Raw genomic sequence first — 16,285 nt, 5'->3', positions numbered from 1 at the left:
TTACGCGTAATACTGTTTGGTTATGTTTTTAACATATTGCTGTGTTTCCTTAAACGGCGGAATGCCTCCGTACCGATCTACGTTGCCGGGGCCTGCGTTGTAGGCGGCTAACGCCAGAGATACATTTCCGTCGTATTTCGTGAGCATCTGCTTTAAGTACTTTGTGCCGCCCTCAGCGTTCTGGACGGGATCAAGCGGGTTTGACACCCCGAGTGATTCTGCCGTGGAAGGCATGAGCTGCATCAGTCCCATTGCCCCCGCACCGCTGACCGCTTTCGGATTAAAGCCTGATTCCTGTTTAATAACCGCGCGGATCAGCTTTTCGTCCACTCCGTATTTTTCGGCCGCTTTCTGAATGGCGCTGTCTATTGAAAAGTTTCCGGTGCTGATATCAGAAGCCGCATCCCGAGACTTTATGCCCGGGGAAGCGGTCTGTGAAGCAGCCGCGGAGCCCGATGAAACGGGAATTCTCGGTGAATATGAAGCGTGAGCGGTCCGCACACCGTTTAAAATTCCTGATTCCGGCTGCTGCCGGACGGCTGTGTCCGTATACTGGCTGAGAAGCGCGATGAAATTGGCAAGCGGGCTTTCTGAAGATTGTCCGCCTGAAGCCGTGCTTGTATGAGAGATTGATTGCAGCGCCATTGATTGCAGCTGGAGAAGGGCCGCCCAATTCGTTATATTCACTGTGTCATTCCACCTTTTTTTGTTTCTGTTCATAAAAACGCTGGATTTTATTTTTCGTGATCCGCTCTGGGATGCCGAATTGCTTGAGCAATTGTTCAAACGCCCGTTTTCCTTCATCCCAGTCAGCAGCCTCGAATTCCAATTCAAAGTCTTCTTTCTCTAAATATCGGCTGTGATCTAAAATGATTAAGCCTTTTTCTGATTCTTTTTCCGCGCGTGCGGTCGACAGCGTCCCGAAATAGCAAATGTGTTCTGAGTTGATTCCGAGACCTTCCAGCTGACGTTTGACGGGGCCTTCCGGAATCTTGAAGACGTCAAGATCAGGTGCCGCAAGCTCTTGGTGGGTTTCCAGCAGACCGACCGCGGCAGGCTCTTTTAACGTCAGAACGAACGCGCCGTCTTTTTCTCGGATGCGGAGTGCTGATTTTTTTTGTTTCAGGGAAAAATCTTTCGTGTCGAAATAATGATTGACCTGCTGTTTAAAATCATGTTCTTTCATGCAGAGTGCTTCACTCAGCTTCAGAAATTCTGATTTTGTCAGCAGGTTTTTGAATTCAATTTCTATTTCTTGGGTCATGACAGTCTTCCTTTCAGGACGAAAAATTGTATAATTCCCATTATCTCTTTAGAGGTTACGTTTATCAATATCGACCTTGATATGATAAAATAAATGCTGTACTTTGTTAAAAAAGGAGAACATTATGCAAAAGAGAATTGAAATCCAAAATGCATCATTAACAGAAGACGCGCTCCGCTTGAAGTGCGGAGAGGACTTAAGCGGAGCGGAATGCAAAGCCTCAGGTCAAATGCTTGTTGATTCCGATCACTTTGCTTTTGTATACATACTTGAATCAGCTGACTCTTTTGAATATGTCATTATAAAAGAACATATCTGGCCGGATCTGAAAAAAGCCTTAGACCAAAGAAAACCGGCGGTCCTTGAGGCCGGCGGAAAAATGGTTGAACTTTCAGGGCTGCATGAAGAACTCGATTATCTTCTTGAAAATATTAAAGATAATGCAAACTACGGAGATATGGAAGAAAAAGTGAAAAGCGTATTTCTTTAGAACAGGTTCGGAATTGGGGGATGTACGATGGATGACAAACAATGGGAGCAACTTCTAGCGCCATACCGCCAGGCTGTTGAAGAATTAAAGGTGAAGCTGAAAGGCGTCAGAACCCTTTATGAGTATGAAGATGACCACTCACCGATTGAGTTTGTGACAGGCCGCGTGAAGCCGGTGGCGAGCATACTTGAAAAAGCGAGACGAAAAAGCATACCGCTTCATCAGATTGAAACGATGCAGGATATCGCGGGGCTGCGTATTATGTGCCAATTTGTCGATGATATCCAGATCGTCAAAAATATGCTGTTTGCCAGAAAAGATTTTACCGTTGTCGATAAGCGGGATTACATAGCAGAGCATAAGGAAAGCGGATATCGGTCTTACCACCTTGTCGTTTTATATCCTTTACAAACAACGTCCGGAGAAAAGCACGTTCTTGTGGAAATACAGATTCGGACGCTTGCCATGAACTTTTGGGCAACCATTGAGCATTCACTGAATTACAAATACAGCGGGAACATTCCCGAAAAAGTAAAGCTGAGGCTGCAGCGGGCCTCAGAAGCCGCATCACGGCTCGATGAAGAAATGTCAGAAATCCGCGGAGAAATCCAGGAAGCTCAAGCCGCGTTCTCGCGAAAGAAAAAAGCGGGAGACCACCAGTAGGAAAGGAGGGGAATGGCATGAAATTTGCCGTTTCTTCAAAAGGAGACGAGGTTTCAGATACACTGAAAAGCAAAATACAGGCGTATTTACTCGATTTTGATATGACCTTGGATGAAAAAGAGCCGGAAATCGTTATTTCCGTCGGCGGTGACGGAACGCTTCTTTACGCATTTCACAGGTACAGCGACCGTCTCGATAAAACGGCGTTTGTCGGAGTTCACACGGGGCATTTGGGTTTTTATGCCGATTGGGTTCCGCAGGAGATAGAAAAGCTCGTTCTGGCCATTGCCAAAACGCCGTATCATACCGTGGAGTATCCCCTTCTTGAGGTGATTGTCACTTATCATGATGAAGAGCGTGAGGAGCGGTATCTGGCTTTGAACGAATGTACGATCAAAAGCATAGAAGGCAGTCTCGTCGCTGACGTGGAAATTAAAGGCCAGCTGTTTGAAACGTTCAGGGGAGACGGTTTATGTCTGTCCACGCCTTCCGGAAGCACGGCTTATAATAAGGCGTTAGGCGGCGCAATCATCCACCCTTCCATCAGAGCGATTCAGCTTGCGGAAATGGCCTCCATCAACAACAGAGTGTTCAGGACTGTCGGCTCGCCGCTTTTGCTTCCCGATCATCATAACTGTGTCATCAAACCGAGAAACGACGTCGACTTTCAAGTCACAATTGACCATTTAACCTTGCTGCATAAGGATGTGAAGTCCATTCTATGCCGTGTGGCAAATGAAAAAGTCAGATTTGCAAGATTCCGTCCTTTTCCGTTTTGGAAAAGGGTGCAGGATTCCTTTATCGGAAAAGGCGAATAGAAAGAGGAAACGGATTGGACAACTTTTTTATCCAAAAGAACATGACTGCCCGGGAAGCTGGCATGACGGTAAAAGAATATACGGCGCAGCTCGGCATTTCAAAGCGGCTTCTCGCTGACATTAAATTCGGCGGGGGAGACCTGCTTGTGAACGGAGAGCATGTAACCGTCCGCACCGTGTTAACGGACGGAGATGTGCTTAAGATTGAATTTCCGAAGGAGCATGTGAGTGAAACGCTTTTGCCTGAGCCGGTTCCGCTTGATATTCTTTATGAAGATGACCATGTGCTTGTGGTCAATAAACAGCCGTATGTCTCCTCAATTCCATCAAGAGAACACCCGTCGGAAAGCATCGCTAACGGAGTGATCAGCCACTACCGAAAAAGCGGCGTGCAATCAACGGTTCATCTTGTCACCCGCCTTGACAGGGATACATCGGGGGCGATGCTCATCGCCAAACATCGGCTTTCCCATTCTCTTTTGTCGGCAGCGCAGAAGAAGGGGCTTGTCAGCAGGCGGTATCTCGCTGTCGTACACGGGATCATGCTGCAGAAGGAAGGAACGGTGGACGCGCCCATCGGAAGAAAACACGACAGTATTATTGAGCGGATGGTAACGCCGGAGGGACAACGAGCGGTGACGCATTTTCAAACGGAAAAAGCGGGACATGCGTTTACGCTTGCAGCCCTGCGGCTGGAAACGGGGCGGACGCATCAAATCCGGGTGCACATGAGCTACCTCGGCCATCCTTTAGTCGGTGATACACTGTACGGCGGAAAAAATGAGGGAATTGCGCGGCAGGCTCTTCACAGTGAGCGGCTTTCATTCGTACACCCCATGACCGGAGAAACGCTCGTTTTTCACGCTCCGGTGCCTGACGATATGAAAACATTAATTGAACACATGTAAAGCCCGAACCGTTTACCGGTTTCGGGCTTTTTTTCATGCCTGCCTGCCGTGATCCTCGCGAAATCGTGAAGCATCATAGGGCATTGAGCTTTCCACAGAGACGGTTTCATGCTCCGGAAAACGAAAGCCTGTCAGTTGATTCCCGAAGACGCATCCTGTATCAATGTTGATCGTACGGTTGACGATCCGGGGGCGTTTTACCGGGGTATGGCCGTAAACAATCCATGCCTTGCCTTCGTAAGCGGCGGCCCAGTCTCTTCTGACGGGCCTGCCGTCGGGATACGTTTCACCCGTGATATCGCCGTACAGAACAAATTCTTTTACCTTACGCGAGTATTTACCGATATCGTCAGCTTTTATGCCGGCGTGGGCGACAACGAGATCGCCATTATGTAAAATGTCATAAAGCGGCGCTGACTCATATAATCGGATAAATTGTCTGGAGACTTCCGTTCTGTCGGCGGGAGACAGCTCTTTCAGTTCGGCTGCCGTCGTTTCCAGTCCGTGCATCACTTTTACGGGGTTTCCTTTTAAGTAACGATACAGTTTGTTGCAATGATTTCCCGGGACATAACGGACGGCTCCTTTTTCATATGCTTTTGCCACAAAACGCATCACTTCTACGGATTTTGGGCCTCTGTCCGTTAAATCCCCCGCAAAGACAAGCGTCCTGCCTTCAGAATGAACGGGCGTTCCGTCTTTGACTTCATATCCGAGCTTTTGCATTAACGCGATCATTTCGTCATAACATCCGTGTATATCGCTGATGATGTCATAAGCCATTCGTGTCAGCCTCCTTATTAACGGTTTTTTATTTATTATGGGGCTAATTCCTATACCTAATTACGCTGTTTTTGCACAAATTAAAAAAAGAATTAAAGAAATAAAGCCTTATCACTTTTTTTTCGCGTTCAGCCTTGTTAGAATATGCGTTATGTTTTTAAAAAAAAGTAAGGTTTCGCCCGCTTTAAGCGGGCTTTTATAACCCTTGTTTTAAGGAGGTATTTACGAATGGAACACACATCAGTCGCATCTTTAGTCGTCGTTCTGATCGTCGCTTTTTTGACGCCGCTCCTTTTACATCGGTTTAAGCTCAGCATCCCCGTCGTCGTCGCGGAGATCATCATGGGGCTTATTATCGGAAAAAGCGGCCTGAATCTTGTCGTTCAGGGAGATACGTGGCTGGAGACGCTGTCTGTTCTCGGCTTTATCTTTTTAATGTTTTTAAGCGGCTTGGAAATTGATTTTTCTTCATTTGAGAAAGGGAAGAAAAAACAATTCCTTCCGAATGGCAAGGAAGCGCCCAACACGTTTTCAGCCGCACTGATTATCTTTTTCGGCATCTTTATTTTATCATTGCTGCTGTCCTATGCCTTTGTATTAGCCGGTTTTATTCAAAACGCATTTTTAATGACGCTTATTATTTCGACGATATCACTCGGTGTGGTGGTCCCGACTTTAAAGGAAGAACGGATCATGAACTCCAATATCGGCCAGATCATCCTGCTTGTCGCCGTTATCGCGGACTTGGCTACGATGATTCTGCTCGCTTTTTTCTCTTCTCTTTACGGAGAAGACAGCGGAAATATGTGGCTTCTGTTGATTCTCTTTGCCGCGGGGGTCGTGTTGTATTTCTTCGGCAGGATCTTTAAACACCGTTCATTTGTGCAGTCGATGTCCAAAGGCACCGTGCAGATCGGCACGAGAGCCATTTTCACACTGATTATCGTGCTTGTCGCTTTATCGGAATCTCTCGGGGCGGAAAATATTCTCGGCGCGTTTTTGGCAGGCGTTCTGGTATCGCTTCTGTCTCCGAATAAAGAAATGGTGGAACAGCTGGATTCATTCGGCTACGGGTTTTTAATTCCGATCTTTTTCGTCATGGTCGGGGTGAAATTGGACATTTGGACGCTTTTCCAAGATCCGAAAACATTAACGATGATTCCGCTGCTTCTGCTTGCGCTGTTTATCAGCAAAATGTTCCCGGTGTTTTATTTAAAGAAATGGTATGACAAAAGAACCGTGTTTGCTTCGGGCTTTTTGCTGACGTCCACGCTGTCGCTTGTTATCGCGGCGGCTACGATCGGAGAAAGGCTCCACATTATCAGCGCCAATATGTCCGGCGCGCTGACTTTAGTTGCGGTTATTGCCAGCATCATCACGCCGATCGGCTTTAAGAAATTATACAAACGGCAAAGTGCGCCGCAGGAAAAAAAGCGCATTACATTTATCGGCGCCAACCAAATGACGCTTCCGGTTACGCTGGAATTGCCTGAGGAGGAATATGAAGTACGGGTCGTCCATGTGTATCAGGAAAATGCCGGGGAAACGCTTGCGGAATCCGTTTTTTCGGTTGACACGATTTCTGATTACGAGCCCGGCACGCTTGAGTCGCACGGTATTTTCAAAACGGATATTCTTGTCGTGGCGACGGGAAATGAAGATGTGAACGCTGAAATCGCCTTAATAGCGAAAGAGAAAGGGACTGAGCGTATCATCGCAAGCGTCGGCTCGGTTGAGCATGAAACAAAACTGAAAGAAGAGGGCATCAGTATTTTTTCTATCCTTCTGTCTACAAAGACGCTCTTGCGCGCATTAATTGAGGCGCCGGGCGTGATGAGCCTCCTGACGAATGAGGAGTCTTCGCTATATCAGATCAATCTGGAAAATCCGGCGTATAACGGCATCATTCTGCGGGAATTTCCGCTGATGGGCGATGTGATTTTCGTCCGGATATTCAGAGGTGTGGACAGCATCGTTCCGCACGGAGACACGCGGCTGAAAACAGGAGACCGTCTCATCGTCACGGGCTCGCGCAACTACGTGTCGGAACTGAGAAAAATTCTTGAAGCTTGACCAAATTGCAATTCGTGATAATATAGAAGGCATAACAAATAAATCATTAATCGTATGACCACTAGGGGTGTCCTTCATAAGGGCTGAGATAAAAGTGAGACTTTTAGACCCTCATAACTTGAACAGGTTCAGACCTGCGTAGGGAAGTGGAGCGGTATTTTTTTGGGGTTCCTTTTATCCATTTAAATTCCAAACCACTTTTCCGATGCGGGAAAGTGGTTTTTTTATTTTAACAGGGGGGAAGACATGATGACATTTTCTAAAGAATGCAGACTGGCGGCTGCCGAATGGTGGGACGGAAGTTTTGTTCATCCGTTTGTAACGGGAATCGGTGACGGAAGCCTGCCGATAGACCGTTTCAGCTATTACGTGTTGCAAGATTCCTACTATTTGACGCATTTTGCAAAAGTTCAGGCGTTCGGCGCCGCATATGCCGAAGACTTGTTTACGACGGGCAGGATGGCGGGCCACGCTCAAGGGACATATGAAGCGGAAATGGCGCTGCACCGCGAGTTTACGGAGCTTTTAGGGATTACGGAAGAAGAGCGTGCGGCATTTAAACCGGCACCGACCGCCTATTCTTATACGTCTCATATGTACAGATCGGTGATGAGCGGCAATTTTGGAGAAATATTAGCTGCGCTTCTGCCCTGTTATTGGCTTTATTATGAAGTCGGCGAACACTTAAAAGAGTGCAAACCGGAGCATCCGATTTATGAAAAATGGATCGGTACATACGGCGGAGACTGGTTCAGACAGCAGGTCGAAGAACAGATCAGCCGTTTTGATGAGATTGCTGAAAACAGCACAGAGGACATCCGCGCGAAAATGAAAGAGAATTTTGTGATTTCAAGCTATTATGAATATCAATTTTGGGGAATGGCCTATCAAAAAGAAGGCTGGTCCGAGAAGGGCGGAAAAGAGGTGGAATCTTTTGGAGCTGCACGCGGTAACTGATAATCGCAAACCCGTTGCCGAGCTGGCCGAGGATATTCTTTCGATTCAGCGCGAAGTAAGCTTTATCCATATCCGTGAGCGGGATAAAACAGCGGGAGAAATCATGCAGCTTTTGTCCCTTTTGAAAAAGGGCGGTGCGGATAAGGACAAATTGATCATCAATGACAGGGCGGATATCGCGCTTTTTGCCAATATACACCGTGTTCAGCTTCCGTCCCGCAGCTTTTCCGTAAAGCAGGTGCGAAGCAGATTTCCCCATCTTCATATCGGACGTTCGGTTCATTCGCTGAAAGAAGCCATCCAAGCTGAAAAGGAAGATGCGGATTATGTGGTGTTCGGCCATGTATTTGAAACCGAATGTAAACAGGGACTTGAAGCAAGAGGCATCAGCCTGCTTTCAGAGATCAAACGCACGCTTTCCATCCCCGTCATCGCAATCGGCGGAATGACACTGCAGACGATCGGACACACAAAGCAGGCGAAACCGGACGGAATTGCCGTCATGTCAGGTATTTTCTCAGCTGAAAATCCTGAGGAGGCGGCAAAACGGTATGCACGCGCGGTAAGGGAGGCCGATTATGAAGAAGCACTATGATACAGCGGTGATCGGCGGCGGAATTATCGGATGCGCCATTTCTTATGAGCTGGCGAAGACGCAGCAGAACGTTGTCTTGTTTGAAGCCGGAGAAGTCGGCCGAAAAACGACAAGCGCTGCCGCCGGAATGCTGGGCGCTCATGCGGAATGTGAAAACCGGGATGCGTTTTTTGATTTTGCCATGCACAGTCAAAGGCTGTATGAAGCGGCGGGGCAAGAGCTTGAGGAAGCTTGCGGCATTGACATCAGGCGCCATAACGGCGGAATGCTTAAACTGGCGTATACCGAAGAAGATATCGCCCGTCTACGGAAGATGGATGATCTGCCTTCCGTCACTTGGCTTTCAGCGGAAGATGCCCTTGAAAAAGAGCCTTACGCTTCAAAAGACATTCTCGGCGCAAGTTTTATAAAAGACGATGTCCATGTCGAACCGTACTATGTTTGCAAAGCGTATGCAAAAGGGGCGCGTCGCTATGGCGCTGACATATATGAGCACACACAAGTCACCTCCGTAAAACGGGTGAACGGAGAATACTGCATCACAACGTCCGGCGGGGATGTTTATGCTGACAAAGTCGCAGTTGCAAGCGGTGTATGGAGCGGCCGGTTTTTCAGCCAGCTCGGCTTGGGACAGCCTTTTTTTCCTGTGAAAGGAGAATGCCTTTCCGTGTGGAATGACGATACCCCGCTGATCAAAACCCTTTACCATGATCATTGTTATGTCGTCCCGAGAAAAAGCGGCCGGCTAGTCATCGGCGCTACGATGAAACAGGGCGACTGGAGCGATACGCCTGACATCGGAGGAATTGAGGCCGTCATTGCAAAAGCGAAAACCATGCTTCCCGCCATCGAACATATGAAAATAGACCGGTTTTGGGCGGGGCTCAGGCCGGGAACAAGAGACGGAAAGCCGTTTATCGGGCGGCATCCTGAAGACAGCGGCATCATCTTCGCCGCCGGCCATTTTCGGAACGGCATCCTGTTGGCGCCGGCAACGGCTGAAATGGTGCGGGATATGATCATGGAAAGACAGATTAAACAGGAATGGGAAGAAGCGTTTCGAATTGATCGCAAGGAGGCTGTTCATATATGATCCTTCAGCTGAACGGAAAACAAATTGATTGGAATCGAAAAGAGGGGACGGTTCAGGATTTGCTTGAATCGTACCAGCTTGATCAAAGAATCGTAGTTGTGGAGAGAAATAAAGAAATTATTGAAAAAAAGAATTATGAAAATACGAGTTTGTGTGACCGCGATGTCATAGAAATTGTCCATTTTGTAGGAGGCGGATGAGGATGTTAACAATAGGCGGAAAACAGTTTCAGTCAAGATTGCTGTTAGGAACGGGAAAATATCCGAGTTTTGAGATTCAGAAAGAGGCGGTGGCTGTCTCGGAATCAGATATTTTAACCTTTGCGGTGCGGCGGATGAACATCTTTGAAGAGTCTCAGCCTAACTTTCTCGAACAGCTTGATTTGTCTAAATACACGCTTCTGCCGAATACGGCCGGAGCCGCAACGGCTGAAGAGGCGGTCCGAATCGCAAGGCTTGCCAAAGCTTCAGGGCTTTGTGACATGATAAAAGTAGAAGTCATCGGATGCAGCCGGTCACTTTTGCCTGATCCGGTTGAAACGCTGAAAGCATCAGAACAGCTGCTCGAAGAGGGATTTATCGTGCTTCCGTATACGTCAGACGATGTCGTGCTCGCAAGACGTCTTGAGGAGCTCGGAGTGCATGCCATTATGCCGGGCGCTTCGCCGATCGGTTCCGGTCAGGGAATTTTAAATCCGCTGAATCTTTCCTTTATCATTGAACAGGCGAAGGTGCCGGTCATTGTCGATGCCGGCGTCGGATCTTCAAAAGACGCCGCCTACGCGATGGAGCTCGGGGCTGACGGTGTGCTGTTAAATACCGCTGTGTCAGGCGCTGATGATCCGGTCAAAATGGCCAGGGCGATGAAGCTTGCCGTAGAAGCGGGCCGCCTTTCTTATGAAGCCGGGAGAATTCCGGTGAAAGATTACGGAACTGCAAGCAGTCCGCGAGACGGTCTTCCGGTATGACGGACAGATATTCCAGACAGGAGCTGTTTCAGCCGATCGGTCCCTCCGGTCAAGAGAAGCTCCGGTCGTCTCATGCCGTGATTATCGGCGCGGGTGCGCTTGGGACGGCAAGTGCGGAGATGCTTGTCAGAGCAGGGGTCGGGAAGGTAACGATCGCTGACAGAGATTATGTGGAGTGGAGTAATCTCCAGCGCCAGCAGCTTTATACCGAAGACGATGTCAGACAGGAAATGCCGAAAGCCGCGGCGGCTGAAAAACGGCTTCGATCTATAAATAGTGATGTAGAGGTCGAGGGATTTGTCATGGATGTCACTGCGGAAAACGCACCCGGATTGATTCGTGGCGCCTCCCTCATCGTGGATGCCGCCGACAACTTTGAAACGAGGCTGATTGTGAATGATGCGGCTGTGCAGAAAGGAATTCCCTTTCTGTACGGCGCCTGTGTCGGCAGCTACGGGCTCTCTTTTACCGTCATTCCCGGTGTCACGCCGTGCCTTCACTGTCTGCTTGAAACATTGCCTTTAGGCGGTATGACATGCGATACGGCGGGAATCATCAGCCCGGCTGTATTGCAGACGGCCGTTTTTCAGGCAGCAGATGCGCTGAAGCTGTTAACGGGCGGATCTATCGAGCATGTTCTCCGTTCCTTTGATTTATGGAAAAATGAACGGTCAGAAATAAACGTCGGCAGTCTTAAGTCGGCTGATTGCCCAAGCTGCGGCACAAACGATTTTCCGTTTTTATCCTATGAAAATCAGACAAAAGCGGCGGTTCTGTGCGGGCGGAACACGGTGCAGATCAGAACGGGGATCTCCGAACAGTTTGATCTGCAAAAACTTGCGGGACAGCTCAGACGGACAGGGCTTGATGTTTCAGCCAACCCGTATTTAATTTCGTTTTGCACAGACAATTTCAAGATGGTACTGTTTCGTGACGGCAGAGCATTAATACACGGCACAAGTGATATCAGCAGAGCGAAATCCTTTTATCATAAATGGATCGGATAATGCGAAAGGAGCGAAAAACATCATGAGCATATGCAAAGCATTGACGATTGCCGGATCAGATTCAGGAGGCGGCGCCGGTATACAGGCGGATCTCAAAACCTTTCAGGAGCTCGGCGTTTTCGGGATGTCAGCCATTACAGCGGTAACCGCCCAGAACACTTTGGGTGTTCACGGCATTTATCCGCTCACCCGGGAAGCGCTGGGCAGCCAGATTGACGCGGTGGCGGAAGATTTGCGGCCTGACGCTGTAAAAACGGGAATGCTGTGGAGCGCGGAAATGATTGCGGAAATTGCGGAAAAAACGGATCAGTACGGGCTTGATCATGTCATCACCGACCCCGTCATGATTGCCAAAGGAGGCGCTTCCCTGCTGCGTGAGGAATCTCAGGCCGCGTTAAAAGAGCTGTTAATTCCGCGCAGCTATGCGGTGACGCCGAATGTTCCGGAAGCTGAGGTATTGACGGGAATGGAAATCCGCACGTTTGAGGACCGGAAAAAAGCGGCCGAATGCCTTTGCAAGCTTGGTGCAAAGCATGTCATCATAAAAGGCGGACATCAGCCTGAACAGGGGAGGATCGTTGATTTATTATTTGACGGTTCGTCTTTTACCCAAATCAGCCACGCTTATATTGACACCAAACACACCCACGGAACAGGCTGCACGTTCGCAGCCGCGCTGACGGCGGAAACGGCAAAGGGGAAAAACATTCAGACCGCGTTTGAGACAGCCGTCAATTTTGTGCGGGAAGCCGTGGAACATACGCTCGGCATCGGTGCGGGACACGGCCCGACCAATCATTTTGCCTTTAAAAGGAACAGTCTGCAGACGAGATAAAAAAGAGACCGCTTCAACATCCGCGGTCTTTTTCCCATGCTTTCAATCTGGACAAGGTTATGATATGATAAAAATTAAGATCAGGTACTAAAACTATGTCTTTAAGACGATTACAGGAGGCTTTATACATATGAATTTCTCACTTGAAGGCCGCAACATCGTTGTGATGGGCGTTGCCAATAAACGCAGTATCGCATGGGGAATCGCCCGTTCGCTGCATGAAGCCGGAGCGCGCCTCATTTTCACTTACGCGGGAGAGCGCTTGGAAAAATCAGTTCATGACCTTGCGGCTACATTAGAAAGAAATGATTCTATCATCCTTCCGTGTGATGTGACAAATGACGCTGAGATCGAAACTTGCTTTGCAAGCATTAAAGAACAGGTCGGCGTGATTCACGGCATCGCGCACTGCATCGCGTTCGCAAACAAAGAAGAGCTTGTCGGCGAATATTTAAATACGAACCGCGAAGGATTCCTGCTTGCGCATAACATCAGTTCTTACTCTCTGACAGCGGTCGCAAAAGCGGCGCGTCCGATTATGACTGAAGGCGGAAGCATCGTTACACTCACTTACCTCGGCGGAGAGCGCGTCGTTTCAAACTATAATGTAATGGGTGTGGCAAAAGCGTCTCTTGATGCGAGCGTGAGATATTTAGCCGCTGACCTAGGAAAAGAAAACATCCGCGTCAACAGCATTTCAGCAGGACCGATCCGTACGCTGTCTGCAAAAGGAATCAGTGATTTCAACTCTATCCTGAAAGAAATTGAAGAGCGCGCGCCGCTGCGCCGCACGACAACACCTGAAGAAGTGGGCGACACGGCTGCATTCTTGTTCAGTGACCTGTCAAGAGGCATCACGGGCGAAAATCTTCACGTTGATTCAGGATTTCATATTACCGCACGTTAAATAACAAGCAGTCCCTTTCAGGGATTGCTTTTTTTCTTTCTTCTGATTTTAATCATTCCGTCATATAAATAAAACATGACAGAATCGGAGGGATGAAGATGTCAAAACAAAACAGAAACGCGGAAAAAAAACCGCTCATGTATATTGTTCAGGCGGATTATTCAGACACGCAATCATCAATGCAGGACATATTAATCAAAAAAAGGAAAGCGCCTCAGCCGCCGGAAGAAGAGCCGATGCATGGAAAGCGGGAGGAAGAATGTCAAACTCAGCCTGAAGGAGCAGTGGCTGTCGAACCAGAAAAGCAAGTACCTGAACAGCACAGCCGCGCAGAAGAAGCCGTTCAAGAAGTTCCGGCGCAAGCGGAGCAGGACACTGCCAAGCCTGACGCCGCTAAAAAAGAGCCTGATGCCGCTGAAAAAGAGCCTGAAGCGGTTCACAATGCCGCCCCAGAGGAAAAGGTTCCGCCAAAGCGCGTGAAAAAGCCGATGAGCAGAATGTCCATTCTTGAAAAAATTGATTTCTTAACGAAGCTGCCGCATAATATGCCGCGGACCCTTTGTCTGATAGAAGCCAACGGGAAAACCTACAGAGGCGTAATCGTCGGCAGAAAAAATAATGCGATCTTCCTGCGGACGACAAGCAACGGAGCGCCGGCAGAACTCGCAATAGACGATATTACCTCGCTGCATCCGCTTGGATTTTAACCATACAAAAAGCTGCCTGAATTCTTTAATCCGGCAGCTTATTTTTATGCTTTTTGATTTAAGAATGTGTGCGGTTGATCAGTCTCGGGTTCAGGCAATTGATGGCGCAGAAGCTATGGAGATCGACTTCAACGCAATAGTTCGTTTTTTCTAAACGGAATACATCGCAGAGAGAGTCTTTATCTGTAAAATCAAGAATGTGCTTATGCTCGTCAAAAGCAATAAGCAGGCTTAATGTGGCACAGCCGTCACAGACCCTTTCAACTCTGAAAAAAACGGTGTTAAAACACGGACCGTTATCCAGCTCGCCGACATTTCCGAATGCGGTAAACGGTGATGATTTAGAAGTGAAAAGCACAAACGGCACTGTATCGCCTAATGAAAAACCCGGCGATAAAAGGTTGGAATAGCATCCGGCCGGGCAATCTTCCTCGACCGCATTTTGCAGGTCTTCAATATTTTCTACCGCTTCACGCACACAGTATGTTGTATGCTTGCTCATAATATCCCTCCTGACTTCACGTTTTATATACCGGATTAAACGATATCGGAGAGTCAGCCGCCCGGAAGTCCGGGCGGGCTGATGATTGCATCTGTAATAGAAGGTTGGAAGGGGATTCTTCTTTAGGAAAGATGCGAATCAATGACTATCCGTGATGCTTTTTCTCTTTGTGCGGCGCAGGCCGGTCAACAAGCTCCGGTGAAAGGCATTGAATGGCGCTGAAGCAGCTCAGATCAACTTCAATGCAAAAATCTGTTTTTTCTAAACCGAAGAAATCCGGGTCACAAGGATGGCAGACGCTGAGGGTGTCGCCGTGCACATCTACGGGGCGCAATACTGAAAGCGTTGCGCAGCAATCACAAACTCTTTCTGCCCGGAAGAAAATAGACTCGAAGCACTGGCTGTCATCCGCAAAGCCTCCGACGTTCCCGAATGTGGAGAACAAACCGCCTTTTTTATCAAACAAGAGAAACGGGATGGTATCTTTACCGGTAACCGTCGGGCTTAACAGATTGGTATAGCATCCAGTCGGGCATTGTTCTTCAACAGCCTCTTGTTCTGCTAAAATCTTCTCGACTGCATCGCATACACAACTTTCATCTCGGCCATGGTGTTTTCCGCAGCTCATGGATTTCAGCTCCTTCTTTTAGGGTATTTGACTTTTGTCTTTAACAACATATGTACGCGAGCCTCACTTGGTGTGGGTGAACGTCTATATATTCATCATATGCGGAGAAAATAAGAAAAAGCAGAGCATTTTTAGCTCTGCTTTTTCTTTTTAGAGGATCAGGGTGATGACTAAGATGGCAACCAGTGTATTTGTCGCTGTTGAGATCAACACTGCGATATCGGCATCTACTGTTGTCACGTTTACGCCGCGGGAGTTTTCGATGAGCAGTTTTTGGCGGTTGATTTGTTTGTTAGCTGTTAGCTGCAATAAGTCTTGTGCGACCAATTCAGCGATGACTCCGTCAGCGATTGAAGTGAGAGTGGCTGTTACGACTGCTGCATTAAGAGCTGTCATGACTGAAGCGACTGCCTGAACGTCTGTTGACGTTACGTTAATATCACAAGAGTCTCTGATAATAATCGCTTCTTCAGAAACTTGTTTGTTGAGATTCGCTTGAGCCAGGTCCTGGTCGATGAAGGCATTATCTTCGCCGAATCCGTTTCCGTTACAGCAAACACTGCATCTTCTGCCTTCTTTTTCTTCTTTTTCTTCTCGCGGATGTTCGCATTCAGGATCAAGTGCAACCCAAGAGTATGGTCTGCTTTCCATATCTATTCCTCCTTTTCTTTTACTAATATTAAATGAGCCGGCCCCTTACTTTGACTCAGGCATCTATCCTGATAAAAATCACTATTTTTTAGTTATTGACCGGGATTTTGGCGTCTTTGCCGGAGCTGTTCGATTAATTGTTCTCTGCGGGTTTTTGGATTTGTCTGCTGTTCTTGCGCTTTTTCCTGCTCTTTTTTCTGTCTCTGGCTTTCAAGAAAAGCTTCTGATTTCGCCTGCATGTCTTTGACTAATGCGATCAGCATTTCTTTTTCTTCATCAGGGATTTCCCGCATTTTATCTTTTGTCACGCCGTGTTTTTTGAAGACATTGCTGACAAGCACTTTTAAAAGCGGATCCACTTCTGGTAGACTTTCGAGTTCTTTTTTTAATTTTTCGTTATCTGCCATTTGTTCTCACCTCTATTTAAATATTTGAAA

21 protein-coding genes and 1 riboswitch are annotated in these 16,285 nt (G+C 47.9%); of the genes, 14 read left to right on the top strand and 7 right to left on the bottom strand.

From position 1 onward, the window contains the following. Together OTK50_RS03610 and OTK50_RS03605 are read right to left on the bottom strand one after the other, a co-directional pair. On the bottom strand, positions 1-687 hold the full coding sequence (locus OTK50_RS03610) for a lytic transglycosylase domain-containing protein (RefSeq protein WP_224224178.1): 687 nt from the start codon (positions 685-687) through the stop codon (positions 1-3). Between the two features lie 4 nt (positions 688-691). Beyond that, a complete protein-coding gene (locus OTK50_RS03605; protein ID WP_021494986.1) occupies positions 692-1,264 on the bottom strand; it encodes a CYTH domain-containing protein in 573 nt (190 codons plus the stop codon). A gap of 124 nt (positions 1,265-1,388) precedes the next feature. Between OTK50_RS03605 and OTK50_RS03600 the strand changes: the two genes are divergently transcribed. Genes OTK50_RS03600 through OTK50_RS03585 form a run of 4 tightly spaced genes read left to right on the top strand, consistent with a single transcriptional unit; the run spans position 1,389 to position 4,143 of the window. After that, positions 1,389-1,754 carry a hypothetical protein gene (locus tag OTK50_RS03600; RefSeq protein WP_224224179.1) on the top strand — a complete coding sequence of 122 codons (366 nt, stop codon included), beginning with the start codon at positions 1,389-1,391 and terminating at the stop codon, positions 1,752-1,754. 27 nt (positions 1,755-1,781) lie between these two features. Further along, entirely contained in the window at positions 1,782-2,417 is a 636-nt protein-coding gene (locus OTK50_RS03595; RefSeq protein WP_224224180.1) for a GTP pyrophosphokinase, read from the top strand. A gap of 17 nt (positions 2,418-2,434) precedes the next feature. After that, positions 2,435-3,235 (top strand): NAD kinase, encoded by an 801-nt coding sequence (locus OTK50_RS03590; protein ID WP_003155018.1) that lies wholly within the window; start codon positions 2,435-2,437, stop codon positions 3,233-3,235. A gap of 14 nt (positions 3,236-3,249) precedes the next feature. Further along, entirely contained in the window at positions 3,250-4,143 is an 894-nt protein-coding gene (locus OTK50_RS03585) for an RluA family pseudouridine synthase (protein ID WP_038457642.1), read from the top strand. Positions 4,144-4,176: 33 nt separating this feature from the next. Here the strand turns inward: OTK50_RS03585 and prpE are convergent, their stop codons facing one another. Next, entirely contained in the window at positions 4,177-4,926 is a 750-nt protein-coding gene (gene prpE, locus OTK50_RS03580; RefSeq protein ID WP_007409101.1) for a bis(5'-nucleosyl)-tetraphosphatase PrpE, read from the bottom strand. Between the two features lie 228 nt (positions 4,927-5,154). Between prpE and OTK50_RS03575 the strand changes: the two genes are divergently transcribed. The 10 genes from OTK50_RS03575 (at position 5,155) to OTK50_RS03530 (ending at position 14,067) form a co-directional block, all read left to right on the top strand. Further along, the gene (locus OTK50_RS03575) at positions 5,155-6,999 is read left to right on the top strand and encodes a monovalent cation:proton antiporter family protein (RefSeq protein WP_007610641.1); all 1,845 of its coding nucleotides are present in this window, start codon (positions 5,155-5,157) and stop codon (positions 6,997-6,999) included. 53 nt (positions 7,000-7,052) lie between these two features. Further along, a riboswitch (TPP riboswitch) is annotated at positions 7,053-7,161 on the top strand. 87 nt (positions 7,162-7,248) lie between these two features. Next, positions 7,249-7,956 (top strand): thiaminase II, encoded by a 708-nt coding sequence (tenA, locus tag OTK50_RS03570; protein WP_224224348.1) that lies wholly within the window; start codon positions 7,249-7,251, stop codon positions 7,954-7,956. After that, positions 7,934-8,551: a thiazole tautomerase TenI gene (gene tenI / locus OTK50_RS03565; protein ID WP_012117296.1), complete on the top strand. Its 618-nt coding sequence runs from the start codon at positions 7,934-7,936 to the stop codon at positions 8,549-8,551. The genes tenA and tenI overlap by 23 nt, the downstream gene beginning before the upstream one ends. Continuing rightward, complete coding sequence (gene thiO / locus OTK50_RS03560; RefSeq protein WP_224224182.1) at positions 8,535-9,644, top strand: glycine oxidase ThiO; 1,110 nt, start codon at positions 8,535-8,537, stop codon at positions 9,642-9,644. Before tenI ends, thiO begins: the two co-directional genes overlap by 17 nt. Next, on the top strand, positions 9,641-9,844 hold the full coding sequence (gene thiS, locus OTK50_RS03555) for a sulfur carrier protein ThiS (RefSeq protein WP_003155008.1): 204 nt from the start codon (positions 9,641-9,643) through the stop codon (positions 9,842-9,844). The genes thiO and thiS overlap by 4 nt, the downstream gene beginning before the upstream one ends. Beyond that, positions 9,841-10,611 carry a thiazole synthase gene (gene thiG, locus OTK50_RS03550; RefSeq protein WP_007610655.1) on the top strand — a complete coding sequence of 257 codons (771 nt, stop codon included), beginning with the start codon at positions 9,841-9,843 and terminating at the stop codon, positions 10,609-10,611. Before thiS ends, thiG begins: the two co-directional genes overlap by 4 nt. Then, on the top strand, positions 10,608-11,618 hold the full coding sequence (gene thiF, locus OTK50_RS03545) for a thiazole biosynthesis adenylyltransferase ThiF (protein WP_266121830.1): 1,011 nt from the start codon (positions 10,608-10,610) through the stop codon (positions 11,616-11,618). Before thiG ends, thiF begins: the two co-directional genes overlap by 4 nt. Positions 11,619-11,640: 22 nt before the next feature. Beyond that, a complete protein-coding gene (gene thiD, locus OTK50_RS03540) occupies positions 11,641-12,453 on the top strand; it encodes a bifunctional hydroxymethylpyrimidine kinase/phosphomethylpyrimidine kinase (protein WP_045207126.1) in 813 nt (270 codons plus the stop codon). 130 nt (positions 12,454-12,583) lie between these two features. Continuing rightward, entirely contained in the window at positions 12,584-13,360 is a 777-nt protein-coding gene (fabI, locus tag OTK50_RS03535) for an enoyl-ACP reductase FabI (protein ID WP_003155001.1), read from the top strand. A 98-nt stretch (positions 13,361-13,458) separates the two neighbouring features. Further along, complete coding sequence (locus OTK50_RS03530) at positions 13,459-14,067, top strand: CotO family spore coat protein (RefSeq protein ID WP_007409092.1); 609 nt, start codon at positions 13,459-13,461, stop codon at positions 14,065-14,067. Positions 14,068-14,125: 58 nt separating this feature from the next. Here OTK50_RS03530 and cotZ read toward each other — a convergent pair whose 3' ends face one another. From cotZ to OTK50_RS03510, 4 genes are all read right to left on the bottom strand, one after another. After that, complete coding sequence (gene cotZ / locus OTK50_RS03525) at positions 14,126-14,569, bottom strand: spore coat protein CotZ (protein WP_003154997.1); 444 nt, start codon at positions 14,567-14,569, stop codon at positions 14,126-14,128. 145 nt (positions 14,570-14,714) lie between these two features. After that, positions 14,715-15,197, bottom strand: a complete 483-nt coding sequence (locus tag OTK50_RS03520) for a CotY/CotZ family spore coat protein (RefSeq protein WP_029973132.1) — start codon at positions 15,195-15,197, stop codon at positions 14,715-14,717. Between the two features lie 150 nt (positions 15,198-15,347). Further along, a complete protein-coding gene (cotX, locus tag OTK50_RS03515) occupies positions 15,348-15,848 on the bottom strand; it encodes a spore coat protein CotX (RefSeq protein WP_014417434.1) in 501 nt (166 codons plus the stop codon). A gap of 92 nt (positions 15,849-15,940) precedes the next feature. After that, complete coding sequence (locus tag OTK50_RS03510; protein WP_038457653.1) at positions 15,941-16,255, bottom strand: hypothetical protein; 315 nt, start codon at positions 16,253-16,255, stop codon at positions 15,941-15,943. Between the last annotated feature and the right edge of the window lie 30 nt (positions 16,256-16,285).

It is taken from the genome of Bacillus sp. NEAU-CP5 (genome assembly GCF_026420705.1).
GTDB classification, from domain to species: Bacteria; Bacillota; Bacilli; order Bacillales; family Bacillaceae; genus Bacillus; species Bacillus velezensis.
Note: the sequence above shows the minus strand (reverse complement) of the source record. Positions and strands in the feature narration are given on the sequence as shown.